General features: G+C 71.2%; 14 protein-coding genes and 1 pseudogene. 5 read left to right on the top strand and 10 right to left on the bottom strand.

The genetic code is table 11. The features are described 5' to 3' along the window. Positions 1–89: 89 nt before the first annotated feature. Positions 90–1,445, bottom strand: coding sequence for a serine hydrolase domain-containing protein (locus tag H7H31_RS01735; RefSeq protein WP_187065124.1), 1,356 nt, complete (start codon positions 1,443–1,445; stop codon positions 90–92). A 157-nt stretch (positions 1,446–1,602) separates the two neighbouring features. Beyond that, a complete protein-coding gene (locus H7H31_RS01730) occupies positions 1,603–2,829 on the bottom strand; it encodes a cytochrome P450 (protein ID WP_232109639.1) in 1,227 nt (408 codons plus the stop codon). Positions 2,830–3,011: 182 nt separating this feature from the next. Here H7H31_RS01730 and H7H31_RS01725 point away from each other — a divergent pair, with 182 nt between their 5' ends. The 3 genes from H7H31_RS01725 to H7H31_RS01715 all read left to right on the top strand — a co-directional run bounded on the left by H7H31_RS01725 (position 3,012) and on the right by H7H31_RS01715 (position 6,402). Further along, positions 3,012–3,296, top strand: coding sequence for a hypothetical protein (locus tag H7H31_RS01725; RefSeq protein WP_187117715.1), 285 nt, complete (start codon positions 3,012–3,014; stop codon positions 3,294–3,296). A 1,585-nt stretch (positions 3,297–4,881) separates the two neighbouring features. Further along, entirely contained in the window at positions 4,882–5,577 is a 696-nt protein-coding gene (locus H7H31_RS01720) for a flavin reductase family protein (RefSeq protein WP_187065122.1), read from the top strand. Between the two features lie 312 nt (positions 5,578–5,889). Continuing rightward, a complete protein-coding gene (locus H7H31_RS01715) occupies positions 5,890–6,402 on the top strand; it encodes an HAD domain-containing protein (RefSeq protein WP_187065121.1) in 513 nt (170 codons plus the stop codon). A 249-nt stretch (positions 6,403–6,651) separates the two neighbouring features. Here H7H31_RS01715 and H7H31_RS01710 read toward each other — a convergent pair whose 3' ends face one another. From H7H31_RS01710 to H7H31_RS01690, 5 genes and pseudogenes are all read right to left on the bottom strand, one after another. Continuing rightward, the gene (locus tag H7H31_RS01710) at positions 6,652–11,343 is read right to left on the bottom strand and encodes a glycosyl hydrolase family 18 protein (RefSeq protein ID WP_187065120.1); all 4,692 of its coding nucleotides are present in this window, start codon (positions 11,341–11,343) and stop codon (positions 6,652–6,654) included. A gap of 685 nt (positions 11,344–12,028) precedes the next feature. Further along, on the bottom strand, positions 12,029–12,406 hold the full coding sequence (locus H7H31_RS01705; protein WP_187065119.1) for a DUF6463 family protein: 378 nt from the start codon (positions 12,404–12,406) through the stop codon (positions 12,029–12,031). Between the two features lie 398 nt (positions 12,407–12,804). Further along, complete coding sequence (locus H7H31_RS01700) at positions 12,805–13,482, bottom strand: TetR/AcrR family transcriptional regulator (protein WP_187065118.1); 678 nt, start codon at positions 13,480–13,482, stop codon at positions 12,805–12,807. A 126-nt stretch (positions 13,483–13,608) separates the two neighbouring features. After that, positions 13,609–13,769: pseudogene (locus H7H31_RS01695) on the bottom strand (IS5/IS1182 family transposase); the annotation flags it as partial. Between the two features lie 351 nt (positions 13,770–14,120). Next, positions 14,121–15,026: a helix-turn-helix transcriptional regulator gene (locus H7H31_RS01690; RefSeq protein WP_187065117.1), complete on the bottom strand. Its 906-nt coding sequence runs from the start codon at positions 15,024–15,026 to the stop codon at positions 14,121–14,123. Positions 15,027–15,184: 158 nt separating this feature from the next. On the opposite strand from H7H31_RS01690, the gene H7H31_RS01685 reads away from it, so the two are divergent. After that, on the top strand, positions 15,185–15,967 hold the full coding sequence (locus tag H7H31_RS01685) for an SDR family oxidoreductase (RefSeq protein WP_187117714.1): 783 nt from the start codon (positions 15,185–15,187) through the stop codon (positions 15,965–15,967). 263 nt (positions 15,968–16,230) lie between these two features. Continuing rightward, complete coding sequence (locus tag H7H31_RS01680; RefSeq protein ID WP_187064144.1) at positions 16,231–16,461, top strand: tautomerase family protein; 231 nt, start codon at positions 16,231–16,233, stop codon at positions 16,459–16,461. A 98-nt stretch (positions 16,462–16,559) separates the two neighbouring features. Here the strand turns inward: H7H31_RS01680 and H7H31_RS01675 are convergent, their stop codons facing one another. The 3 genes from H7H31_RS01675 to H7H31_RS01665 form a co-directional block, all read right to left on the bottom strand. Then, positions 16,560–17,096, bottom strand: coding sequence for a hypothetical protein (locus H7H31_RS01675; protein WP_187064143.1), 537 nt, complete (start codon positions 17,094–17,096; stop codon positions 16,560–16,562). A gap of 120 nt (positions 17,097–17,216) precedes the next feature. Then, on the bottom strand, positions 17,217–17,720 hold the full coding sequence (locus H7H31_RS01670; protein ID WP_187064142.1) for an outer membrane protein assembly factor BamB family protein: 504 nt from the start codon (positions 17,718–17,720) through the stop codon (positions 17,217–17,219). A gap of 100 nt (positions 17,721–17,820) precedes the next feature. Further along, positions 17,821–25,428 (bottom strand): type I polyketide synthase, encoded by a 7,608-nt coding sequence (locus H7H31_RS01665; RefSeq protein WP_187064141.1) that lies wholly within the window; start codon positions 25,426–25,428, stop codon positions 17,821–17,823. Positions 25,429–25,440: the final 12 nt, after the last annotated feature.

Below are 25,440 nucleotides of genomic sequence, written 5' to 3'. Positions count from 1 at the left end.
CGTCGCGGACGGCGGGGGGCTCGGCGAAGGGGCCGGCTCGGGGCGGGACGGTGTCCGGGGATCGTCCCGAGCGCGGCGGGGAGCGGGCGTCAGACGTCGGCGGTGCGGCGCGCGGTGCGACCGGAGATCTGCACCCGGTCGACGGCGCCGCTGTCGGGATCGCGCAGGAAGCGACCGCCGGGCAGGTGCCGGCCGGAATCCGGCTCGACCAGGTCACAGGTGAGGTCCGGGTAGCAGACCAGCGGCGCCGGGGTGTCGCCGCCCACGGACAGCGCGAGCGCGCCCTCGGCGTCCGCCGTGACGCGGTACTCCAGTGCGCCGTTGCGGTACGTCCCGGCGCACTGGGGGAGAGGCACGGCGCGGCCCCGCTCGGGGACCCTGGCGGCGGTGGGGACCCGCAGCCCGGTGATGTCGGCCAGGCCGTCGGCCAACGCGTGCCACAGCTCGGTGCCGTTCCCGCCGTTGCAGGTGAGGGCCACCACCGCGCCCAGCTCCGGCTCGGCCCTCACGTGACAGGAGGTGCCCTGCGCGTTGCCGTCGTGGCCGCACCACAGCGTGGTGCCCTCCCGGAAGAGCGCGAGGCCAGAGCCCCAGCCGTCCGCCAGGACGCCGGGGTCGGCCCCCGCCACGGGGCGGCGCATCTCCTCGGCGACCTCGGGCGCCAGCACCGAGGCGGGCCCGTGCCCGGCGACCGCGCGGCCCAGGGCGAGCAGGTCCAGCGCGCTCGCCAGCAGGGCACCCGCCGGGGCCTCCACCGGCGCCAGCGTCTGCCGTACGGGAAGCGCCCGGCCGGTTGACGCGTGGACGGAGTGCCCGCCGGCGACCGGCCGGCGCGGTGACCGGTCGCCCACGAACGCGGGGACCGTCCCCAGGGGTTCGAGGACCAACGTCCGCACGGCCTGTTCCCACGGCATCCCGGTCACCGCCTCGACGACCCGTCCCGCGGCGACGTAGCCGGCGTTGGAGTAGGAGAAGCCGGAGCCGGGCGCGCCCACCGCGTCCGCGGCGGCGCAGTGCGCGGACAGGTAGCGCGCCGTGCTCAGCGCCGCCGCCTCGTCCGAGTCGGGGCCGGTCGGCAGCCCGGCCGTGTGGCCGAGCAGTTGGCGCACGGTGAACCGCGGCGCGTGCCGCAGTTCCGCCACGTGGTCGGCCACCGGGTCGTCCAGGTCGATGTCCCCGTCGGCGACCAGGATCATCAGGGCCGTGGCCGTGTAGGTCTTGGTGACGCTGCCGATCGGGACCGCCGTCTCGGCGGTGAACGGCTCGCCTGTCGCGGCGTCCGCGTGCCCGGTGTGCGCGGTGTGCGTCACCGAGTCGACGTGGACGGCGAGTTGGGCCCCGGGCACCCGATGGGCGTGCGCGAGGTGGGTCAGTAACTGCGTCAGGGGGCCGGATATCGGGCGCGGTCGCCGGCTGGCGCTCGGGATGGTGGGGACGTGGGACATGGGACGAAACTCCTGGTACTCGATACTCAGGGGAGCGGCGCGCCCGCCTGGCGCGGCAGCGGCCCCGGTGGGGCGCGGCGCGCACGCCACTCCCGACCGGCCACCGCCGGGTGGCCGGCCTTCCTCGGGCGGGCCCGGTCGACGACCGCGGACCCGCCTATCCGGCGGTACGACGCGGGGCCCGCCGCACGCGCAGCGGCAGGTGGCGGGCGCCGACGATGACGGCCGGGTTCTGCGTCACGACGGCGTCGCGGTCGGCTACGGCGAGGTCGGAGAACCGGTCGAACAGCAGCCGCAGGGCGATCCGGGCCTCCAGCCTGGCCAGCGGGGCACCGAAACAGAAGTGGATGCCGTGGCCGAAGGTCAGGTGGGGGTTGGGGTCGCGGGCCGGGTCGAAGGTCTCGGCGTCGGCGAACCGGGCCCGGTCGCGGTTGGCGGCGCCCAGGTGGGCCGTCACGAGGGCGTCGGCCGGGATGACCGCGCCGCTCAGCTCGACCTCCCGGGTGGTGCGGCGGCCCAACTCGGGGAACGGCGGCAGGAAGCGCAGCACCTCCTCGGCGGTCCTGGGCAGCAGGCCGGGGTCGGCCCGCAGCGGCGCGACCGTGTCGGGGTGCCGGTCGAAGCAGAGCAGGGCGTTGCCCAGCAGGGCGGTGGTGGTGATGTGCCCGGCGACCAGCAGCAGGGCCACGAAACCGACGATCTCCTGGTCGCTCAGCCGCGTTCCCTCCGCCTCGGCCCCGATCAGCTTGCTGGTCAGGTCGTCGCCGGGGTTCTTGCGGTGGTGGCGAATGTGGTCCAGGAAGTAACCGTTCATCTCGCGCACGGTGGGCGCGATGGCCTTCAGCGCCCGCTCGATGTCGGCCATGTCCAGCATGTCGCCGAGGTCGTCCCCGCCGAACAGCGTGGTCGCCCACTCCTGGAACAGCGGCCGGTCGCTGACGGGTATGCCCAGTAACTCGGCGATGACGATGATGGGCAGCGGATAGGCCAGGGCGTCCACGGCGTCGAACTGGTCCTGGCCGTCGACGGCGTCGAGCAGTTCCTCGGTGATCGCGTGAATTCTCGGTTCGAGGTCGGTCACCACGCGGGGCGTGAAGCCCTGGCTGACGAGGGCACGCAGGGTGCGGTGGCGGGGCGGGTCCATGCCCACGAAGTTGCCCTGACGGAAAACCTCGAAGTCCTCCTGGGTGGGGGTCAGCCCGGAGAAGTCGGAGGAGAAAGCCTTCGGGTCGGAGAGCACCTTGGCGACGTTTTCGTGATCGGTCACCAACCACGTTTTCCGCTGCTCGTCGTAGCGCACCGGTGCGCCCTCCCGCAGGCCCTCCCACCGGCTGACCAGTTCCTCGTACACGAACGGCGCCTCACTCGCCCTGCTGCCGGTCACCGATCCCCCTTCAGTGTGGACTTCCGGAGAGGCTGATGCCTCGCCGGTTGGACGCATGCGCCAGTCGTCGACGCCGATGGACCTCGAAAGATGTGAACGCCATCCTCCACCACAGACTTTTATCACAGGTCGTTCACATATCTGCCCGACTTCTGCTTGATTCCTCGGGAGTGGACAGGGGAATGGAACGGCAGGGCTGGCCGTTCCGATCAGATGCGGTCACGCCCACGAACGCGGCGGTGTTCCCGCATATCCGTCGCGTGGTACGCGAAAGAGCGGCGCGACGGAAAAGCGAATACGGGCAGGCGGAAATCTTCGCCCGGCAAAAAGATGTGTCGAATAGGCGGCTGGAACGGGAGACCGAACCCTTTTCGCGCCGCGCGCCCGCGTGGCACGCGGTACCGGAGTACGCCGGCGGCACTGGAGTGCGCCGGTGTCGGCGATTCGCCACCGGTGCCACGCCGTGATGCTCGACGAAGCCGCCGCACCGCCCCGGCGCCGGCGTCGCGGAAGCGCGGTCAGCGCGGCCGGCGCCGCCGACACCCGTTCGCCGGCGGTCGCGGCATACGGACCCGCCTGCCGCTCACCCCTCGGGTGGGGGCGCGGTCTCCCATGCCACGCCCCCTTCCTCTTCCCTGAGTCGAACCCCTTGCCGCCCCGTGGCGCATGCCATTGGGACCATCCCCTCCGAACCCCTGATCATGGACCGCGCAAGCCGACGAAGCCCCCTCCTTCGGCCTGCCCTTACCACGGGCACGCGGTGGTCACGCCACCGCGGCTCGCCTCCTCCCCGCACACACCCCGCCAGAAGCCCCCTTCTGCGAAACGTGTCTGCGGTGTCCTCTCCCGTCGATCAATCGGTACGTGCTCAATCCGTCGAACGCTGAGCGCACAACGCACTGGCAAAGAGTGCCCGAAAAAGACCGACGAAAACGCTTGGGTTTGAACGCGGGTGTGTCTGATGGTGCCAACGATGAGCGTTCCGACGCTTTCACGCCACCCAAGCCCGGCGGACAGTCTTCACGCCTCGCCGCGAGATCGCAACACTGCCTGGTGACGTGGGGGTTGATTTCGTGCCCCATTTCCTTACTCGGCAGTAGGCATCGAAACCTCTGTTGCGGACGATGCGGATGGTTTCCCGCTAGTCGTTACTCGTAAGTATTTGACTGCTGACGGCCCTCGAAAGGATGTGCGGTGGTCGATGCGCGCCCCGCTGACCAGTGCTCTTGGGGGGACGGAGATTATTCGGTCAAGAGCGATCCCGATCGAAAGTCGCACGTCAACAGGAGATGAGCTGGCCGCATTCGCCATCTTGCGCCGGGTGGTGCGCTGCGGTACTGCCATGAGCCCCCTCCCGAGAGGGGCTGTCGCATTTTCGACGCCGCCCAGGAGAAAAGCGAAAGGATAACGTTGTCGGCTGGCAGAGGCCACTACGATTTGCTCGGTTGCGGGCCAAAACTGCCGGCCGGCTCTCCGGCCCACGCGGACGCGTTCTCCCTGCACCCGCCCGGCCCGCGCCCCCGGCGACGCGGCTCCCGGCCCCGCTCGCGCCGGCCGCCCCTCCACCGCGCACGCCTGAGCGCTCCGATATCCGAACCCGGCCTCGGGCCCGCGCGACGTTCGGGCGTACGCCGGAGCGTCGCACGCCGACGCGACCTCGCCCGAGGCGGGTGGTCCGGGCGTACGCGCCGGCTCTCGATCGCCGGAGCGCGTCGTTCGGGGTGCGGCGCGAGCGGCGGCAGCCCCTCGACGCTCCCGCACAACTCATGACGCACCGATCGACGGGCACGCACGGCACGCCCGGCGCCCACGGTGCGCATGGCACGCATGGCACGCACGGCACCCGCGGTGCGTGGGTGTGCCTCAGTGGACATCACCTGTGGCGGGGTTCGCTGTCGGTTGTGGCCGGTACCGCGCAGCAGCCGGTGAGGGCCTCTCAAGCCTGGCGGTCGCCTGGCATCGCACCCGGCTCTCCGGCTCTGTCCACGTGGTCCATCGTCACCTGGGACACTTCGGCACCGGCCGAAACAACCGAAACCTAGGCTGCTCGCCATGAACACCGCACCTCCCAGCACCCTGCCCGCACCGACAGCCGCCACCCACCTGGAGATCGAGCCGAGCATCCTGTACTTCGGGACGCCAGTGGTGCTCCTGTCGACAGAGAACGAGAACGGCTCGTTCAACCTCGCCCCCATATCCTCCGCCTGGGCCCTCGGGCGGACGGTGGTGATCGGACTGGGCAGTGAGGGGCAGACCGCGTACAACCTCGGTAGCCGCCCCGACCTGGTCATCAACCTGCCGGCCCCCGCCCAGTGGCCGGCGGTGGAGCGGCTGGCGCCGCTGACCGGCCGGAACCCGGTGCCCGCGACCAAGCCCAGGGGCTGCCGCTTCGAGCCGGACAAGTTCGCCGCGGCCGGCATGACCAGCGAGCCGTCCCATCTGGTTCGGCCGCCTCGCGTCGCCGGATGCCCGATCCAACTGGAGGCCCGCGCCAAGCGGGTGCAGCCGGATGCCTCCGGGGACTTCGTCATTGTCGAGGCCGTCGTGTGCAGGGTGCACGCCGACTCCCGCATCGTCGTTCCGGGCACCGACCACATCGACCCCGCCGCCTGGAGCCCGCTCATTTACAGCTTCCGCCACTACTTCGGGCTCGGTCCGGAACTCGGCCACTCCTACCGCACCCAGACACCCCGCGACGTCGAGGCGCCTGCCGCGGAGCCCGCACTCGCCGATACGGCACCCAACTGAGATCAGGCGGCCGTGCCGAAGCGGACGGCGGCCAGGTTCTGGCCGCCTGCTCGACGGGGTCATTGCCGGTGACAGGCGGGGCTGAACGCGCTGAACGCCGAGACCGAGAGCCCTTCCCTCGCCATGCTGGCCGGACTGATCCGGAGCGAAGAACCCGAAGCTCCGGCACTTTCCGCCCCCAGAACCTGCGACACAGCAGGACCGTCAGCAAGGAGCGGTCAATCACATCGCCGGTGCCGACAAGCAGCGGGGCTGCTCAACAGCCCTCTCGTGAAGCGGCCAACAGTGGGCGCCCCGCTATCCTCTGCTGCTGTGACTGGCTCTGCGCGGCTTCCGCTGCTGTTCCTCGACGTCGACGGACCGCTGATTCCGTTCGGGGCGGAGCCGCAGCAGTACCCGACCTATGAGCTGGGTCCCGCTCTGCGGGGGGACGGTGCGAACCCACTACTGACCAGGATCGATCCCCAGCACGGGGCCAGGCTGGCTGCCCTCCCCTGTGAGGTGGTCTGGGCCACCACGTGGATGGATGAGGCAAACGAGTGCATCGCTCCGCTGCTCGGTCTTCAGCGGCTTGCCGTGGTGGTCTGGCCAGAGCCGTCCGACCTCGATGATCAGGACGAACGCGACGGGTTGCACTGGAAGACCCGTGCCCTTGTCGACTGGGCGGCGGGGCGGCCGTTCGTATGGGTCGATGACGAGGTCACGGAGACGGATCGCGCCTGGATCGCCTCCCATCATGCGGGACGCGCTGTGGTCCACCGGGTTGATGCCCGCACTGGCCTCACCGATGACGACTACGCGCTTCTCGCCGAGTGGCTGGGTTGACCGTTCGAGGGGGCCGTCAGCGCCCCCTGCTGACGTCTCGACCCATGCCCCACCCCGCCCGTGAGGCCACCCAACCGCCACCACCCGCGACACGAGCACGCGGGGAGGACCCGACACGCTCGCGCACCGGGAGAGTGCTTCTTTCCGTGAGCCAACCGGACCTTGGAACGGTCCCATCGACGCAGGTCGGAAGCACTCTCCGGGTGTTTGATCAAGAGGCGGAGTGTCAGACTGGGTGGCTGGGAACGGTCAGCTGGCGCTGCCGATCAGCTTCCAGGGCTCGTGGTCGGCGTCGGCCCCGGTGCCCGGGGCGCTGCCCTTCGTCTCCCACTTGGCCTTCCAGACCTTGCCGTTGTACTTGACCGTGGTCTGCTCGATCGGCTGGCTGGCCGGGGAGTAGATCTTGGTCGCGTCCCAGTTCGCGGCAGTACAGCCACCGGCCGGCGGGGTCGCCGTACCGAGTCCCTTGAGGTTGTCGGTCACCGGCGCGTACGCCGTGCCGCCGATCGACAGGCTCGTGTTCACCGGACCGGTGATCGGGAGGAAGTAGATGATCGGCAGGTCGAGCGACTTCCCGGCCGGGATGATCTGGCAGTAGTCCAGCGTCGTGCTGACCCGGTGGAACGTCGTACCGGGCGCCAGCTTCCACTGGCCACCTTGGGCGTCGGTCTGCCAGTTGGCGTCCTTGACCAGCGGTGACGTCGAGGCCGGAATGTCGAACGCCAGCTTCGTGTCCTTGCCGCCGCCGAGCGTGCGCCCGGTGTTGTTGGCGATCCGGACGGTCGGCTGCAACGGCCACAGGTTCGCCGTGGCGGTCGGGTAGTTGACCATCTCGACGCTCAGGTTGGCGGTCACCTTCGGTGCGACACCGACGCTGCCGGTGCGCAGGTCGTTGTCGTAGGCGCCGGTGTTGCCGAGTTTCTCGTTCAGCCGGGTGGTCAGCGTGTATCCCATCCCGCAGGGGGTGTCCGGCTGGATCTCCGCCGGGCAGTCGTAGTCGCCGCCGAGTTCCCACATCATCACGCCGCCCGCGCCGGTCGACTTGACCAGCTCGGCGACCGCGTCGATGCCCTGCTCGTCCTCGGTGGACAGGAACACCTTCTTCTCGGCGTTCCACAGCCACGACGTCTTCGTGGTGTCGTCCCAGTGCCGGGTGTACTGGCCCGTGCGCCGGTCGGTGCTGTCGGTCTCCGGCTTCAGCCCGACGCTGGGTGCGTAGAGCGGCGTGATGTTCTTCTCCAGGTTCTTGGTGTGCCACAGCGGGTTGGTCCCGGAGCCCAGCTCGCTGCCGTTGTTGGTCTCGTCGTGCCAGATGTTGTCGATGCCGAAGGCGCCGTCACCACACGGCCGCTTGACGCCCGTACCCGGTTCGCAGCCGTTCGGCTTCTGCGACGTGCCCCACAGACCGTTCGTACCGCCGGTGACGTTCTTCCAGCCGCGCGTGTAGTAGGGCACACCGATGTTGACGCGCCCGGCCTGCATCGCGCCGCGCATGTACTTCATCGCCCAGTCGGTGTTGAAGTAGCCGATCTTGCCGTACTCCGGAGTGGCGTACTGATCGGCCAGTTCCGGGTCCTTGCCGTCGTCGAACAGCGCCGCGTTCGGACCCACGACGTCGTTCCAGGTGCCGTGGTAGTCGTAGGCCATCAGGTTGGTGAAGTCCTGGTAGTCCAGCGAGGTCTGGTTCGCCATCCCGCGGGCCAGGTAGCCGGAGGCCGACGACGCCGAGGTGAGCAGGTAGTACTTGTTGTCCGCGACCGAAGCCCGGTTCAGCGAGTCCCGCAGCGTCTTCATCAACGCGGCGTACGCCGTGGGCAGACCCTTGCGGCGCGGGTTCGACACCGCCCAGTCGGTCGGATTGCCGGTGTCCTCAAGGACCGTGGGGTACTCGAAGTCGATGTCGGCGCCGTCGAACCCGTAGGTCCGCAGGAACTCCACGACCGAGTTCGCGAACGTGTCGATCCCGCCCTGGTTGACCGAGCCGTCGGCATTGGTGGTCATCGCGTAGAAGCCACCGGAACCGGCCCAGCCACCGACCGAGATCAGCGTCTTGACCCGCGGGTGCAGGCGCTTGTACTTCGTCAGCAGGTTGAAGTGCCCCTTGTAGGGCAGCGAGGGGTCCATCTCGGCGCCGGCCTCGCCGGGCCACTCCTTCTGGGTGGCGTTCGCGTCGACCTTGATCTTGTTGTTCTCCACCGACGCGAAGGCGTAGTTGAGGTGGGTCACCTTCGACCACGGGATGTTCTTCACCAGGTAGTGCGGCGTGCCGTCGGCGCCCGTGCGGCCACTGTTGAAGTAGCCCACGACCCGGCGGTCCCGACCCTGACCGAGCCATTCCCGGCCGTCACTCTGGTAGACCTTGCAGTACGGCGTCGCCACGCCCGGCGTGGCAGCCAGGCCCTCCGGCCGGCAGTCGCCGGACGCGTCCGGTCGCGGGCCGCCGTCGTCGCCACCGGGGTGTGACTCCATCGGGTCACCGACACCACCGTTGACACTGAGGTCACCGGCACCGCCGTCGGTGCGGCTGCCATCGCCGTAACTCGGCACCAGCCATCCCTCGACGTCGCCGTCACCGCTGGCCGCGGCAGCCTTGGTCGCCGTCTTGGGTGGGGTCTGCGCCGTGCTCTTGGCAGCGGGCTTCGCCGTCGTACCGGAGCGGGGGACGACGAAGTCCTTGATCCCGTCCCCGTCCAGGTCGGCGAAGGCCCCGAAGGTGCCCGGGAACGGGTCGTCGTCGCGGATCACACCCAGCGACTTCCAACCGGTGGTGACGGTCCACGGGGCGCCGGTGTTCTCCCAGGCCCGGACCTCACCGGTCATGTACTCGACCCGGACCGTGTCCGCCTTGCCGTCGCCGGTGATGTCGGCGAAGGCGACCTGCGCGGCGGGTGACTCGCCCGGAGTGGCAAAGCCTTCGACGTCCTCCCAACCGCCCGGTGTCGGCATGCCCTTGCCCTTGTTCAGCCAGGCGCTCGGGAAGCTCATCCGGTTCAGCGTGACCAGGTCGGCGCGGTGGTCACCGTCGAGGTCGCTGAAGTACATCTCCGGCTCGTAGCCGAGGTTGTTCGCGACGATCGTCGCGCTGCCCCAGCTCACCTTGCCGCCACTGCTGGTGTTCCGCGACACCCGCATCGCGGCGACACCCGTCGGCGAGTCGGCCTGCGACAGGATGCGGATGTAGTCGTCCTTGCCGTCACCGTCCATGTCGGCGAAGTAGACCTTGTCCGGGTTGTCCCCGCGGTCGGCCGGGCTGATGTCGCCCAGCGAGACCGCGGGCTTACGCGGGTCGTCGTTGCGCCAGCCGGTGACCTTGCCGTCCGTGCCGACCACCGCGTAGTCAGCCTTGCCATCGCCGTTCAGGTCGGGGAAGGCGATCTTCGAGCCGGCCGGCGCGGCGTCCCGGATCTTGCCGAGCGGCTCCCAGTCGTACGAGCGGCTGGTGAGCATACGCTGCAGGATCGCGATCTGAAGGCCCTGGGCGAAGGCGTGCGCGATCTTCTGGTGTCCGGCGTCGGTCGGGTAGATCTCGTGGGTGATGTCCTGCGGGGTGACCGAGCCCAGATCGACCAGCACCAGCCGTGCGCCGCTCTTGATCTTGGCGTAGGCGATCGCGCGAAGCGCGCTGTTGTAGTCCGCGATCCGGGCCTGGTATGTCGGGTTCGTCGACGGCGGCAGGGTTCCGAGCAGGACCGTGGTCGTGGGCGAGGCCCGGTAGATCTCCTCCAGGAAGCCCTGCGTCTTCCGGGCCGTCGCCGTGCCATCGGCGCCGCCGGCCAGGTCGACCGTGCCCGCGACCAGGGTCATCACGTTCGGCCGCAGTCTACGCAGCGCGGGGATCGACTCGGCTTTGATGTCGTCGATGCCCTTGCCGTCGAACCCCATGTGGTCGGGGTCGCCGCCCTCGCCGTTCTTCAGCTCACCGACGAAGTCCGTGCGCTTGAAGATCGCGGAAGCCAGGCCACCGAGCACCGCGAGGAAGGTCAGGCCTTTCGCGGAGGTCTTCAGGTGGTCCCGGAAGCCACTGTCGTTGGTGCTGTGCACGCCGGCCGTGATGCCATCACCGGTCGGCATCACCCGCAGCTCGTCGATCGAAGAGGTGGGGCCGGCCGCGTTGAGCTGGCCGTGCTGGACCGGCCAGTGGTCGGAACCGAGCCCGTCCTGGACCGTGACCGCCCGCTCGTTGTCGAAGTGGGTGGTGACGAAGTAGTCCAGCTCACCACCGTTCTGGTGGGTCGTCCGCCCCGAGCTGCGGATGCGCATGGTCGGCGGGTAGCCGTCCCGTTCGGCGAGGCGGTCCGGGTCCACGTTGAAATCGCCGCCGACCGTCGCGTGATAGGTGACGCCACGCTGGTTCCCGAGGGCCTCGACCCGGTCGTCGATGGCGTTCAGCATCGCCCCGGAGTCACCACCACCGCCGGACAGGCCGTGCACGGTGAAGTACCACTCGTTGCCGAACCGCGCACCGAGCGCGTTCCGGCCGGCGTCGACCGGGTTACCGACGACGATCAGCTCGTCAGGTGCCTCGGACAGGACGAGGGCGATGTTGACCCGGCCGCCGATCCGGCGCGGGTTGCTCGCGTCGTCTTCGGTCGGCAGGAAGTAGACCTCACGGGTCGGAATGGCATTGCGGTAACCGGCGCCGATGGTCCAGGTGTGGTGCAGCACGGTGAACTGGTGCGAGGCGCCCTGGCTGTCGACCGTGGTGAAGGTCTGGCTGGGCTGAGCGACGCTGTTCGACGGCGGATGTGGGCCAGCCTCTTGCAGCATCACGATCGGCACCTGCATCGCCAGTCGCTGGACCCCGTTGTTCCACTTGCTGCCGTTCTCATCCCTGTTGTTACCCCCCTGCATGTTCCAGGAGACCAGGGGCGTGCTGGCCGCGGGGAAGTCGGTGGCATGGGCGGTTGCTGGAACGACAAGTGTCGCTGCCAGCCCGGCCACCGCCACCACTGCGGCAACTAATCGACGGAACAAGAGCTCCCCATTTCTCCCACAGATCGGGAACAACCGAATCGTTGGACTCCAGATAGCTTCGGCACTGTAGCCCTCGATCGTTCACGAAATCCGGTCAGCTTGCTGACCCCTCTGCGGTGCATGTTGATGGTGATTTCTGGGCAGGGAGAGCGCCCGGCTGCCACGTCGGGTGGGCGCCGGATACCACGGCTCCGGTGGGCTCGGTCTGCTCGCGGGGAGGGGAAGGCGCTGATCAGTCGAGGCCCGGGAGGGCGCGAAGCCGCTCCAGGGCGCCGGTGATCGCGTCGGCAACGGGCCGGTGGCGGTGAGACGGGCGCCGCGCTCATCGCATCGGCGTCGCGCGTCAGACGTTCAGTGGCCGGCGCACGGACCCGCCGACGTCTTGGTCCGCGTCGCGGGTGATGAGGAGTCCAGAACCATCCGGTGGGGCAGGTAGAGGCCCCCACATCTACCAGCGCGCCCGGTGATCTGCCGGGCCTCACTCACGAGGGGTCACAGCGCCGATCCGCTGGTCGGCGGGGAGGCGTGCACCCGGCGCGGTCGCTGTCCAGCACATCTCCCGTGCCCTGGTCCAGGTCTCGAAACGGGGGAGGGGCGGCGTGCTGGTGCGGCGGACGCCGCCCGGCGTGCGGCGGGGTGAGGTGCGCCGGTGTCAGCCGCGGTCGCGGCTTGCGCGCGCGGACCGTCTGTCCGCCAGCGTGAGGGCGCCGATGCCGATCAGGGCCCAACTCCCGGTGACGGGGAAGGAGATGGCCGCCGTCGGGACACCGATGAGGAGCAGGTACCAGCCGAGCTGCACCGGAACCCGCCCGGTGGTGCGCACGATGTGCCGGGTCAGGGTGCCCAGCGCGAGCAGCGTGACGCCCGCCGCCATGAACCACACGGACGCCTCGCGCGGCCAGTACCCGTCCGCTTCGGTGTCCACGACGGTGCCGACGAATCCGTCCCGCACGATGTCCATCCAGGCGTTCGGCTGGGCGAAGGCCCAACCGAAGTGCAGTACCGCCGTCGCGATCAGCAGCCTCGGCACCCAGCGGCCCACCGCGCCGATCGGCCGCGCGCCGCCGGGGCCACCGGAGCCATCGGGGCCACGGTCGTGGGCCTCGCGACCGTCGGCCCCGCGACCGTCGGCCCCGCGACCATGAACCTCGGAAGCGCTCGGGCCAACACGGCCAACGGGGTTGTCAGACGGGGAGGCGGCAGCCTGGGAATCACCGCCGTCGTCGCGGTCGGCCTCGACGGACCCTGCACCCGCCGGTTCGGACGCGGCGGGGGCGTGGCCGCCCGACCGGGGACCGGTGGACTCGCCAACCGGCTGGGGGACGGCGGGTCCGTCACCCCGCGGTCGCGGGTCGACCGGACCGGAGCCGTCCGGCGCGGGGCTGGTAGCGGGCCGGTCGGAGAAGTGGTGGCTGTGCTTGTCGATGGTCACGCTTCCTCCCAGGGCCCGCCGGGCGCAAGCCGGGAGGCGAGCCGGTAGATGTCGCGGAGCTCGCCGGCGGGGAGCGGCGGTACGAGGTGGCCTCCGCCGACCAGCACCAGATAGAGCAGCCGGGCCAGGGGCAACCACTCGCGCGCCCCGTCGTTCGCGCCGGTGCGAGCGTCGCTCGCCCGGTACGGGATGGCCGCCGCGTCGGGGGCGGTGGCACGGCTCGCGGCACCCGGCGACGGGGTGGGGCACGCGTCGGTCGCGGCGTCCGGGGCCGCGCTCTCGGACAGCAACTCGTGCAGGTAGGAGATACGCCGCTCGTCGATGCGCCGCTGTGCCGCGCGGGCCTCGGCGTCCCCCAGCGCCCAGGCGCGGACGGCGACTTCGAGCCCCGGACGGTCGCCCTCGTCGGCGAGCGCCAGGTCGAGGAGGCGGGCGAACTTGGCCCCGGCCGGGCCGGAGACGCCCTCCACCGCCTCGATGAAGCGGGTCGTGGACTCGGCCTCGAAGTGGGCGAGCAGTTCGGTCCTGAACCCGGTGATGCCCTTGAAGTGGTGGTAGAACGAGCCCTTCGTCAGCCCCAGGTCGCCACACAACCGGTCGATCGTCACTGCCCCCGCCCCGTCGGCGGCCAGCGCCGCCAGCCCCGCCTCAAGCCAGTCCCGCTTCCCCGCCATGAGCGCACCACTCCACCCGTCGAACGGCGGACCCCGAGGCTCGTCCACGCGGTCTCTCTCCGTACCGTACTGTATGGTACGGCCCCGTCGCCGTCCCTGTGGCGATGGCGCCGCCCCCAGCGGGTGAGCCAGGCGGGGGTCGAGTCGGTAGCGGGCGGCGAGTTCGTCGAAGCGGGTGGCGATCGCACGGAACCGCTGGAGGCGGTTGAAGCAGCGTTCGCCCACGTTGCGGGCCCTGTAGACCTCGCGGCCAAAACCGGCGGCCTGCCGCCGGCCTGTCCGCGCCGCTCACAGGCGACATCGATCTTGGTTGTGAGTCCGCCCCGGGAACGGCCGAGTCCACCGAGACCGTCCGCTGCACCGCACCGCACCGCACCGTCCGCCGGATGCACGACCGTGATGAGGCCCAGCTCACGCAGTCGCAGCAGCGCTCGGGGGAGGCCGAACTGGAGCCCTGCCCACGCCTCGCGGCGGGGATCATCCTCTGTGGCCTCCCTGCCGAAGATGGGCGGGCGAATGCTGTGAGAGGAGCTGGACGGCTCGACAGGCGTGTCGGCTTGTCTGACCAGGGAGGTCCACCAGCGGGGTAGGGGCCGCCGTGCCGCGTGGGGAGGACGGTCGTCCTCCCGTGGCACGGGTCAGCGTTGCGTTCCGGATTCGGCCACGGACAGCCTCTCCGGTGCCGTGCCCTCCGTGACGTTCAGCTCTTGGGTCCCTATGACGGACAGGAGTTCCAACTGTTGGGCTCCACGGCTTCCGGGCGGGGCGGTGAACCACAGCAGTCGTTGGCGTCCGTCCTCGCTGAAGAGGTTGTAGCAGTCGAGTTCGATGAGGCCGAGCAGGGGGTGGACGATCCTCTTGTGATCCATGCGGCGCACGGCGACATCGTGGGTGTCCCAGAGGGCCGCGAACTCCTGGCTGCGGTGGCGTAGTACGGCGATCATCTTCGTGGCCTCCGCGTCCCGGCCGCGCCGTGCGGCCGCTGCCTGGAGGTCGGCCACGAACACCTGTGAGTGGTGCGGGTGGTCCTTGGGCGGGTACATCTCGCGCGCCTGCGGGTTGGTGAACCAGCGGTACACGAAGCTCGCCGCCGGGCCGCGGTGTGCCGGGGACCTGCCGAGCAGGGCCAGCGCCAGGTCGTTTTCCACCAGGGTTTCGTGCAGGTCGGTGATGACGCGTGCGGGGGTGTTGGAGAGCCGGTCCAGGAGTCCGAGGAGCGCGGGCTGCACGTGTGCTGATGCTCCGTGTGCGGACGGCGGGATCGGCCGTTCGGCCAGGTGATACAGGTGGTCGCGCTCGTCGCCGTTCAGGCGCAGCGCTCGGGCGAGGGCGGCCAGGATCTGGGCCGAGGGTTGCACGCCGTTCTTGGCGCTGCCGCGTTCCAGCTCGGTGTAGTAGTCGACTGACAGCCCTGCCAACTGTGCCACTTCCTCGCGGCGCAACCCGGGGACGCGTCGGCGCGGGCCTTGGGGGAGACCGACCTCGCCGGGGCGGATGCGGTCGCGGCGGGTCCTGAGGAAGGCGCCGAGTTCTGGAAGGTTCACTCCTCCGTGGTCGCTCGTGCGACAGAGCGCAGCCAGGGGATGGCAACCCCTGGGTAGGCACAGCCCTGGCTAGGGACGAGGGGCCGGTCGATCGTGGAGGGCACGGCAGGGCGACGGCAAGGCCGCGGCCCGCCCCCCATCCACCACAGGAGTCAGCCATGCCCCTCCCCGCGTCCCTCGGCGGGACCGCTGCCCCGGCCCGACCCTCCGCCTCCCCCCGTGTCGCGATCGTCGTCGGCGGTTCGCGCGGCATCGGCCGCCGGACCGTCGGCCGGCTGGCCGCCGACGGGTACGCCGTCATGGTCGGCTATGCGGAGAACCGGGACGAGGCCGAAGCCGCCGTCAAGGAGGCCGTCGCCGATGGTGGCCGGGCGATCGCCGTGCGCGCGGACGTCGCCGACGAACGCGCGGTCGCGGCACTGTTCGACGCGGCCGAAGCGGAGTTCGGCGGGGGCGACGTCGTCGTACACGCGGCCGGGCGGATGCACCTGGCGCCGATAGCCGAGCTGGACCTGGCCGTCCTGGACGACCTGCACCGCACCAACATCCGCGGCACGTTCGTCGTCGTCCAGCAGGCCGCCCGACGGGTGCGTCCCGGTGGCGCGTTCGTGACGTTCTCCTCATCCGTGGTGGGGCTGGCCTTCCCGGGCTACGGCGCGTACGCCACCAGCAAGGGGGCGGTCGAGGCGCTGACGCTGATCCTGGCCCGGGAGTTGCGGGGCCGGGACGTCACCGCCAACACCGTCGCGCCCGGCCCCACGGCCACCCACCTGTTCCTGGACGACAAGGACGAAAAGACCATCGCCCGTCTGGCCGCCCAACCCCCGCTGGAGCGCCTCGGCACCCCGGCCGACATCGCCGAAGTCGTCGCGTTCCTGGCCTCCCCGGCCGGCCACTGGATCAACGGACAGGTCATCCGCGTCAACGGCGGAATCATCTGAACCGCCTGCGGCCCCTCTCATCGATCAAGGAAAGGCCCTGTCTCGGCGAGGCACGCGCCCTCAGCGACATCGACCGTGCGGAAACCCACGACCGGCGTCACCGACCCCTGGTAGGCGATCGGGGGCCCCAGCCGTGACGGCGGCGAAGCCGTCACCGCGATCCCCAACTCCCTCCGCGCCGACTTCTTCCGCATCGAACGGGACAGCCCACCCACCGCAGGCAGCTCCCTGTAACGCCCCACTGAGAGAAGGAACCACCAGCCATGCCTTTCGCGAACTTCAAGGTCCCTGAGAAGACCCTCACCCCGCAGCAGAAGGAGGAGATCGTCACCCGCACCACCGAGCTGTACGTCGAGATCTACGGCGAGCGCGCCCGCAACAACACCATGGTTCTGGTCGAAGAGGTCGCCGACGGCGGCTGGGGCATCTCCGGCAACGTGCTGACCCTCGCCATGCTCAGCGAGGCGACACCGACCGACACCAGCAACACCTGACCACCCGTCACCTGCGCGCGGCCCTCCCCGCGCCGGCCGCGACCGAGAGGCCATCGCCGCGTGCGCGGGGAGCGGCGCATCCCGGAGAAGGGGCAGCGTTACGCACCGTTGACCCACGGGGATTTCGCGGGTCGTCCGTGGTCCTCGTGGCTTGCTGTCGACTGCGCCAGCCCGTGCCAATTCGACTCACAGTGGATGATCTCGCCCTGGGAGTCGGCGTGGCAGGCCCGTGAGGAGACGTTGCGTATCTGGTATTTGGAAACGAACTCCCCGACAACAGTGCCGTCGGTCGGCCCTCCGGTTGTACAGTCGTGGCCCGGCACCTTGCGGTAGTGCCAGTGCCCGGCCCAGGCTCCGTTTTCGTAGATCTCGTAGCGGATCTGTGCCGTCGCGCAGTACCCGTCGGTGGCAGTGTCGGAGATCATGCCGTCCATGGAGAACCAGTTACCGTAGCGGCCCCAGCAGAGCTCCTGGTTCACGCCGCTGACGTGGCTGACGGAGCAGCCGGCGAAGGTGTGGTTCGCCGGTGGTTCCTTCGCGGTGTACCAGTCGTCGGTGCTGTGGGCGCTCGCGGCGCCGGGCAGACCTAACACCAGTCCCACGGCCGCGGTGACAGCGAACAGGGTGCGTCTCACGTTGCCTCCCCTCGTAGATGGCGTCGGCAGCGTACTGCGCGCGAATGGGTCGGTCATGAGCCGATCGAGCCATCTCCCCACGACGGGGCCGCCTCCGCCAGGGCCCGTAGCTGACCACACCTACTCGGCGCCGAGGCCGGCGGCAGCGGGGGACTCGGCGTTCGCCGCGATCCACCCGTGCTCGACCCCGGCTCGGCCTGCGCACACGGTGACGGCCGCGTCGGTGGAGAGTCTGAGCCCCGAGCGGGGCGCGGTCCATAATTCCTTGCCGTCGGCCTCGCTCAACGCCACGACCTGGTTGTCGCCCGCCGGCTTGTCGCGCAGTGCGACGACGCGATCGCCGACGACGGCCGCACCCTTCGTGTACGTCCTCTCGGTTGTCCATACCCGCTGATGGCTCCTGAGGTTCACGCCGAAGAGCCGGCCGCGTCCGAAGACCACGACGAGGTCTCCGGCTCGACCGACCACGTTGGCCCCCAGTCCTCGCCTCCGTGCTCGCCGAACGCGGCGCGAGTGCGCTGGTGGTCCGCGGCCACGACGGCCCGGACGAGTTCGCCACCGCCGCCCCCACGCACACGTGGACCACCATGGCGAGGGGGACGGGGTGCACTCATCGTTCGACACTCTGCTTCGGCCGGGGCCGGCCGACCCCGGAAGCTCCGTGCGGCGACGGGGGCGGGGGCCGTCGTTTCGCGTGGTGCGAGAGTGTGGGCCTTCGCTCGTCTCAGCTTGTCGGAGCGGAGGTTTGCTCGGCGCCCGTGCGGTGTGTCTGGTGCGGGATGGCGGTGTCGGGTTCGGCGGTGTCAGGCTCGGTGGTGCCAGGTTCGGTTGTCTCCGTGGGGCGCAGGCCGAGCCGCAGGTACAGCGTCTGGGCGATGTCGGTGAGGGATCCGGTGCTGCCGCGCAACAGTTCCATGGGCGGGATGTCGACGTCGAAGCGTTGGTTGAGGGTGACCAGGAGCTCCGTCGCCATCAGCGAATCGAGTCCGTAGGAGTCCAGCCGGCCGTGCGGGTCGATGCCCTCGGGGTCCATCTGCAGGACGCCTGCCAGGATCTCGGTGAGCCGTTCGGTCAGGTGGGTGAGCGCCTCGTCCCCCGACATGCGGGCCAGTGTGCCCAGCAGTTCCTCGTGGTCGAGGCCGTCACCCGCGGTGTTCTGGGGCAGCAGCGGCGACAGCCGGGGGCTGCCGAGGGAGGGCATCAGCCGCATCCCCCGTCCCCAGTCACTGCGGATGACACCGGCCACCTCGGCGTCCGAGCCCAGCAGCGTGCCGGCGGCGGCGAGCGCCTCGGATACGGGCAGCAGACCGAGCCCGATGTGTTGCATGGCCGGGCCCAGCCCGTTGCGGGCCACGTATCCCACGTCAGCGATGGCTCCCCAGGCGATGGCCAGGCCGGGCCGGCCTTCCTGGCGGCGACGGCGGACGAGCGCCTCGAGGTAGAGGTTGCCGGCCGCGTACGGTGTCTGCTTGACGTTCCCCAGCGTGGCCGACTCCGAGGAGTACATCAGGAACAGGTCGCACTCCCGGTCGCGCAGGAGGAGGTCGAGGACGGCCGCTCCGGTGATCTTGGGGGCCATGACGGCGGCGATCCGGTCTTCGGTCAACTCGGTGAGCAGGGCGTCGTCCAGGTGCATGGCGCAGTGCACCACGCCGCGCACCGGATGGCGTGAGGCGTCGATGGTGGCCACGACGTCGCGCATGGCTTCCAGGTCGGCGACGTCCGCCGCGTACACGGTGGCCGTCACTCCTCGCGCGGTGAGCACGGCCCGCACCCGGCTGGCCTCCGGGGCCTGGTCGCCGCGCCGGCTGACCAAGGCGATGTGGCGGGCACCCAGGTCGGCGAGCCACCGAGCGGTGGCCGCGCCGAAGCCGCCGGTGCCACCGGTGACGAGGTAGGTGGCCGACTCGTCCAGTCGGGGGGCGGCCCAACGCCGCTCCACCAGCGGCGGCTCGTCCAGGGGGTCGAAGGAGACGACGACCTTTCCGATGTGGCGCGAGTGCTGCATGAGCTTGAACGCCTCGTCGACGCGCGCGGCGGGATACACGGTGTGCAGCAGTGGCTCGTACGTGCCCAGCCGGACCCCCTCACCGAGGCCGGCGACAAGGGCCGCGGACTCCCGCTCGTCGTCCAGCACCTTGGTGAGGTCCACGCCGAAGAAGGCGATGTTGTTGCGGAAGGGCCGCAGGGAGAGCGGCTTGTTCTCGTAGATGTCCCGCTTGCCCAGCTCGACGAAACGGCCTCCGGGCCGCAGGAGCTCCAGGCTGTGGGCCATGGCCTCGCCCGCGAGCGAGTTGACGACGACGTCGACGCCCCGCCCGTCGGTGAGCTGCCTGACCTGGACGGCGAAGTCGAGGGAGCGGGAGTCCAGTACGTGTCGCACGCCCAGGGAGCGCAGCAGGTCGCGCTTCAGGTCGCTGCCGGCCGTGGCGATCACCTGGGCCCCGTGCGCGCGGGCGTACTGGATGGCCGCCAGCCCGACGCCGCCGGCCGCACCGTGTACCAGGACCGTCTCGCCCGCGTGCAGTCGGGCGAGGCGGTCGAGGCTGTAGTGGACCGTGGCGTAGGCGACGGGCATGGTGGCCGCGTCGGTGAAGCCCATCCGGTCGGGCAGCTTCCACACCGCGCCGGAGTCGGTGACGGTGTGCGAGGCCAGCGAGGCGGGTGCGAGACCTGCCACGCGGTCGCCCGGTGCCAGGTCGGTGACCGCTTCGCCGCAGGCGAGGACGACGCCCGCGCACTCCATCCCGCACCCCTTCGCCGAGTCGGTGCCCTCGATGGCCTCCTGGGGCAGCCAGCCGACGCTCTGCATGATGTCGCGGTAGTTGAGAGACGCGGCGCGCACCTCGACCAGGACCTCGCCGGGTCCGGGCACGAGCGGGTCCCGCTCCTGCCAGGCCAGGCGGTAGGACAGGCCCGGGTTGTTCACCCGGAGGGTGAAGGGCACGGGCGTGTCGCACACCATGGCGGCCGGCCGGGGCAGTTCGCGGGGAACGAAACGGTCGGTCGCGGTCAGCAGGATCTCGTCTTCCTCGCTGGGCCGCAGGAGTTCCCGTGCGAGCCGCGGGGCCGCGCCGGTGGTGTCCGCGGTGCGCTCCAGGCCGATGCGGCGGCTGGTCAGCCCGGGGATCTCGTTGACCAGGCTGCGGGACATGCCCCACAGGGCCGCGTCCGCCTCGTGGGTGACGGCGAGGGACGGGGCGGTCCCGCAGGGCCGGGTCACGAGCCACAGCTCGGGCGGCGTGCTCGCTCCCATGGCCTCGATGGCCGCCGCCAGCGCCCGCAGGGCCTCGGCCCGCTGACCGGCGCGGGCCGTGCGGGCGCCGGGCGCGGCGTCCGCCGTCGCGTCGGCGAGGAGCAGGACGACCGCGGTACGTGTGGTGCCCGGTTCCCGATGGGCCTGCCGCAGGACGTCCGCCCACGTCTCCTCGTCGCTGGTCATGGGCACGGTGCGGACCGTACCGGCGCCCTGCGTGAGAAGGGCGCCCAGCTCCGTCGCCATCCCCGACTCGTCGGCGGACTCCGCGGCCAGGACGAAGGAGGCGGCCTCCTCCTGGATCAGGGAGGGCTCGGGGTGTACGAGGGACTCGGCGACGGCGTCGGACGGGACGGCGGCGAGCAGGACCGAGTGGTCGTCTGCCACGGGGGCCGTGTCGTGGCCGGTGTGCAGTACGTCGGTGAAGCCGCAATCGCGCAGCAGGCTCGGCCACTTGGCGCGCGGCAGCAGCGGTGAGTGGGGCCGCAGCCCGGTGTCGGTGTGGTCGGGGAGGCCGTCCGGGAACCCGAGGTAGGGCATGAGGGCGAGCGGGTTGTGCGCCTCGATGGCCAGGAGGTGCCCGCCGGGCGCCAGGAGCCCGGCCACGTTTCTCAGGGCGCCGGCGAGGTCGGGTGCCGTGTGCAGGGCGTGGCCGGCCACGACGAGGTCGAAGCTGTGGGGGGCGAGGCCCTGGCCGACGGGGTCCCGCGCGAGGTCGAAGGCGCGGTAGTCGACGAAGTCGAAAGAGGCGAAGCGGCTCTTCACACGAGGGAAGTAGGACGTGGACACGTCACTGACGCAGTAGCGCGTGCGATCGGGCGGCAGCAGGGGCAACAGCGCCGCCGTGGTGGCGCCGGTCCCGGCACCCACCTCCAGCACGCGCAGGGCCCGCCCCCGTGGCCACCTGACCACCATCTCGCGCACGAGGGCCTGCGCGACGCGGTGGTGGAACCGGGCGAGGGGCAGAAGGTCGTGGAAGTGCTCCACCGCTTGCGCACAGTGGTCGTCCACCGGTGGTTCCGACGGCTCCGCCGCGCCCCGCAGCAGGGCCTCGGCCATGGCGCACTGCCGGGCGACGAGGCCGATGCCGGCGCCGTGACCCGGGGCGAGGGAGGCGAGTTCGCGCATCAGGTCATCGGTGGGGCGCCTCGGCGCGGTGAGCCGCCACCGGTCCGGGCCGGCCGGGGTGAGCAGACCGAACTCCTCCATCCGCAGGAAGAGGAGTGCGAACAGCCGCTGGCGCCTCTCCGGCACCCCCGCGGCCACCAGGTCGTCCGTGGAGAAGGGGAGCGCGGGGTCGGGCAGCAGGCTGGCGACGGCCGTCGCCAACTGGCGCGCCCACACCTCCTGTGCCAGTGCCTCGGCGTCCGCGCTGGTGGCCGGCAGTTGTTCGCGCAGCGCGGCGATGCGTCCCGTGGCCGCCTCCCCGACGCGCCGGGGGGAGGGCAACGGGGAGGGGACGGCCGGATCGTCGGTGCACGGAGCCGCTCGCAATCGCGTCTCGTGGACGGTCACCGGCGTGCGGCGGGTTCCGGCCACCCGCCGTAGCCGGCAGCCGTCGAGCTGCGCGACGGGACGTCCGTCGTCATCGGTGAGCATGATGTCCCAGCACACCTCGTGCGCGGCGCGGCTGCGTTCACGTACCCACACCGCCCCGGTGGGCGGGGGCTCCTCCCAGACGCGGATGGCACCGATGGACGCGGGGAGGAACGCGGCTCCGTCGTCAGTGAGGTCTTCCAGCAGCGGGGCACCGGCCTGTAGGGCGCCGTCGAGCAGGGCGGGGTGAACGGCGTACGGCCGGCCCGGGGCGTCGTGGTGGAAGCGCGCCAGCACCTCGCGGTCGCCGACGCGCACCGCGCTCAGCACCTGGAACGCCGGCCCGTACTCCAGACCGCTGGAGGCGCAGGCGGCGTAGTGGGCCGCACCGGTGAGGTGCCGCGGGCAACGGCCGGCCAGCGCCTTGAGGTCCAGGTCGGTGGGGCGGGGGCGCAGCAGGGTCCGCACCTGGGCACGGACGTGTAGGCGTGGCTCCCGGGTCTGGGCGGTGGTGCTGGTGATGGTCAGGACCCCGTCATCGGGGTTCAGGGCCGTCTGGACGCTGGTGGCGGGGGCCTCGGCCCAGGGCACGACCAGGGCCGACTGGATGTCCAGGTGACTCACCTCGGCGGGGCCACCGAGCATCTCGCGCCCGGCGGCCAGGGCCATCTCGGCGTAGCCGGTGGCCGGCATGAGGACCGAGCCTGCGACGCGGTGGTCGTCGAGCCAGGGCACCAGACCCGGTTCGATGCTGCCGGCCCACACCGGGTGCGGTGCGGTGACACGTCCGCCGAGCAACGGGTGCACCAGTGCGCCGTAGCGCTCCCACACGTGCTCGTCGCCGGCCCAGTGGCGCTCGCGCTGCCAGGGGTAGGCGGGCAGCGTCGCGACCTGCCCGGGGTGGGGGAAGTAGCGGTCCCAGGCGGTGTCGGCTCCCGCGGCGAGCAGCGCGGCGGGCACGGCCGCCAGCGCGCGGTGGCCGTCGCTGTCCCTGCGCAGGGTGGGTACCGCAGCCGCCTTCGTCCCGGGGCGGGCGCTGGTGACGCGCCGCAGGTAGGTGCGCAGCACGGGGTGCGGGCCGATCTCGACGAAGACGCCCGCGCCGTCCTGGGCGGCCTGTTCGACGGCCGAGGCGAAGAGCACCGGCCGGCGCACGTTGTGCCACCAGTACCCGGCGTCGAGGGCGCTGCCCGGCAGACGGTCGCCGGTCACGGTGGAGTACAGCGCGATCTCGCCCTCACCCGGCGTCAGGCCGTCCAGCGCCGCGCGGAGCGGTTCGGCCTGCGGGTCCATGGCGCGGCTGTGGAAGGCGTAGTCCAGGGCCAGGTCGCGGAAGAAGACGCCGCGACCGGTGAGCCGTTCGCCCAACGCGGCCAGGGCGTCGGCCTGGCCGGCGACGGTGACGTCCTTGGGGCTGTTGACGGCGGCGATCTCCAGGGCCTGGCCCCAGGGGGCGATCTCCGCGGACGCCTCATCGGGCGTGAGGCCGACGGCCGCCATACGCCCCAGGCCCGCGGTCGCTGCCTGGACCCGGCTGCGCTCGGCGATCACCCGGGCGGCCTGGGCGAGGGTCAGTGCGCCGGCGGTGTGGGCGGCGGCCACCTCGCCCACGCTGTGGCCCAGCACCATGGCCGGTGTGATCCCGCGGTGGCGCAACACGGCCACGACGCCCAGCTGCACGGCGAACAGCAGCGGCTGTGCGATGTCGGTGGCCTCAAGTCGCCAGTCGTCGGCGGGCAGTTCGAGTTCCTTGGTGACCGACCAGCCCAGGTGGGGGGCGAGTGCGGTGTCCGCCTCCGCCACGGCCGCACGGAAGACCGGGTCGTCGAGCAACTCGGTGCCCATGCCGGCCCACTGGGAGCCGTTGCCGGAGAAGACGAAGGCGACCTGCCCGCCACGGGCGGCCTCGCCGACGGCCGCGGACACCGAGTCCGGGAGGGTGGCCTCTCGGGCGGCGTCCGTCGAGCCGGTACGCGCCTGGGCGGCCAGGGCCGCGAAACCGCGGGCGGCCTCCCGGGGCGAGGGGGCGAATACGGCCGCCCGGTGCTCGTGTTGGCCGCGTCGGAGGCAGGAGGTGTAGGCCAGGTCGTAGAACTCCTCGTCACCCGCGTGTGCGAGGCGCTCGGCCATGGCCGAGGCCGCGGCCGACAGCGCGTCCGGTGTGCGGGCGCTGGCCAGCAGGGGCAGCCCCTCCGGTGGCGGTTCGGGCGCGGCCGGGCGGACCGGAGACGGTGGCGGGGCGGTGAGGGCGACGTGGGCGTTGGAGCCGCCGAAGCCGAAGGAGTTCACGCCCACGACGGGCCGTGCGGTATCGGTCAGGTGCTGCCGCTCGCTCGTCAACCTCAGTCCGAGCCCGGTGAAGTCGATGTCCGGGTTGGGGGGTTCGGCGTGCAGCGAGGCCGGGGCGACACCGTGCCGTAGCACCAGCAGCGCCTTGCAGAGCCCGGCCATCCCCGAAGCGGGTTCGAGGTGACCGACGTTGGTCTTGACCGAGCCCACGGGCAGCGCGCCGGTGATGCGGCGTACGCCCAGCGCCCGGCCGATGGCCTGGGCTTCCAGCGGGTCCCCTGCGGGGGTACCGGTCCCGTGTGCCTCGAAGTAGACCAACTCGTCCGGGTCGATGCCGGCCTCCGCGTAGACCCGGCGCAGCAGTTCCTCCTGCGCCCGAGCGCTGGGCAACGCGATCCCCGTCGTGCGTCCGTCGCTGTTGCTGCCACTGCCGAGGATGACCCCGAGCACCCGGTCCCCGTCGGCCAGGGCGTCCGTCAGCCTTTTGAGGACCACCAGGCCCCCGCCCTCCGCGCGCACGAAGCCGTCGGCCCGCGCGGAGAACGCCGCGCAGTGCCCGCGCTTGGACAACATGCCCGCCTGGGAGAACCCCACATAGTGGAAGGGGCTGAGCACCAGGTTGGCACCACCGCACAGGGCCGCCCGGCTGGTGCCCTCCCACAGGGTGTGACAGGCACGGTCCAGGGCCACGAGCGAGGACGAGCAGGCGGTGTCCACCGTCATGCTCGGACCGCGCAGGTCGAACGCGTGGGACAGGCGGTTGGCGGCCATGGACGAGGCCGCGCCCACCATCGTGTACGGGTTGATCTGCTGTGCCGACACCATCACCTGGGTGCCGTAGGAGGTGTCGCAGATGCCCACGTAGACGGCCGTGTCCGTTCCGGCGAGTCGGTCGGGGGCGATGGCCGCGTCGTCCAGCGCTTCCGTGGCCAGTTCCAGCAGCAGCCGGTGCTGCGGGTCCATCTGCGCGGCTTCCTTGGGGGACATCCCGAAGTACCCGGCGTCGAACCCCGCGATGTCGTCCAGGAAACCGCCGGCCGCGGTGTAACTCCGGTCGGTGCGGGCCATGTCGTGGGTGACGAACCGGCGCGCGTCGAACCGGTCCGGCGGCACCTCGCTCACCAGGTCACGCCCCTCGCTCAGGGCAGCCCACAACGCGTCGAGGTCGTGGACGCCGCCTGGCAGACGACACGATGCGCCGACGATGGCGATCGCCCGCTCCGGGGCTTCACAGGCCAGGTGCTGGGACATGGGAGCCTTTCG

Source organism: Streptomyces buecherae, from assembly GCF_014295035.1.
GTDB lineage: Bacteria > Actinomycetota > Actinomycetes > Streptomycetales > Streptomycetaceae > Streptomyces > Streptomyces youssoufiensis.
This window is presented reverse-complemented; position numbering and strand designations above follow the sequence as displayed.

Coding starts and splice junctions, on each gene's coding strand:
- H7H31_RS01735 (WP_187065124.1), bottom strand. CDS start 1,445: ATGTCCCACGTCCCCACCATCCCGAGCGCCAGCCGGCGACCGCGCCCG.
- H7H31_RS01725 (WP_187117715.1), top strand. CDS start 3,012: ATGGAACGGCAGGGCTGGCCGTTCCGATCAGATGCGGTCACGCCCACG.
- H7H31_RS01720 (WP_187065122.1), top strand. CDS start 4,882: ATGAACACCGCACCTCCCAGCACCCTGCCCGCACCGACAGCCGCCACC.
- H7H31_RS01700 (WP_187065118.1), bottom strand. CDS start 13,482: ATGGCGGGGAAGCGGGACTGGCTTGAGGCGGGGCTGGCGGCGCTGGCC.
- H7H31_RS01685 (WP_187117714.1), top strand. CDS start 15,185: ATGCCCCTCCCCGCGTCCCTCGGCGGGACCGCTGCCCCGGCCCGACCC.
- H7H31_RS01680 (WP_187064144.1), top strand. CDS start 16,231: ATGCCTTTCGCGAACTTCAAGGTCCCTGAGAAGACCCTCACCCCGCAG.
- H7H31_RS01665 (WP_187064141.1), bottom strand. CDS start 25,428: ATGTCCCAGCACCTGGCCTGTGAAGCCCCGGAGCGGGCGATCGCCATC.